Origin of the sequence: Bartonella sp. PS17NMGDW (assembly GCF_042193555.1) — a bacterium.
GTDB lineage: Bacteria > Pseudomonadota > Alphaproteobacteria > Rhizobiales > Rhizobiaceae > Bartonella > Bartonella grahamii.
The window spans coordinates 1-878 of sequence record NZ_JBHILY010000082.1; the positions used below are offsets into that span (position 1 = coordinate 1).

General features: G+C 33.7%; 1 protein-coding gene. It reads left to right on the forward strand.

Features of this window, described 5'->3' with window-relative positions; genetic code table 11:
- On the forward strand, positions 1 to 771 hold a 771-nt coding region (locus ACFIJK_RS09385), incomplete at its 5' end, for a type IV secretion system protein (RefSeq protein ID WP_375627600.1).
- Between the last annotated feature and the right edge of the window lie 107 nt (positions 772 to 878).

An 878-nucleotide genomic window follows, 5' to 3' on the forward strand; every position in this document is an offset into this window, starting at 1 on the left:
CGAAATCAAGCGAGCAAATATATGAAAAAGCGATTTATTATAACAGGAATGATTACCATTTGGGGAATGATAAATTTAACTCTAACGTCTAACCTTAGTTGGGGTTCTGGGACTCAAGGTTCAACTGTTCAAAGTCCTCTCCCTGTTTCAAACGCAGAATATCTGGAAATTATTAATTTGTTAAAACAACACATTATAGCAAACGAAAACCAGATCAAAAACACGGAAAAAATTCTTCAGTCTATAACAGGAAATAGAATGTCAACACTAATAACAGGAGAGAGTTTTAGTTATTTCTTACGATTTTTGTCTTCTATCTACCCAAAAACACGGGAAAACTACCAAGTCGTAAGTGTTGGGGAATTTAGAAAATTTTTTCGTGAAATTGTTCTCGAAGAGAAAAGGACCAGCTTCCAGGAATTACCGTATTATAAGATACGCGAAATAATTAATACGCGTCTTAAATATAGTGGAATTATCGAAAAAGCTGTAAGTTTGCAAACTTTCCAAGACGCAGAGAACCGATTTAAACAAATAGACGTCTTCTTAGATAAGATAAATAAAACAACAGATCTGAAAGAAGTTTTCGAGCTGCAAACACGCATCAAGAGCATGTCAGCCATGATCCAAAATGAATATGCAAAGCTACAAATGATCAGAAGTTTAAGCGATAACGAAGAGTCTCTTATAGAAATACAAAAACGTAAATTGTATGGAAAAATTGTAGCCTCTAAATACAAAGATATGCCTAAAATAAGATCTAACCAATAAAGCTCTTTACAACATTTGCTTTTTTTCATGAAAACAAAAGCCACTGTAGAAGGTTCAGTACTATCCGAACAATTCAAAGAGGCACAGAGATTTTATCAAAGCCAAGA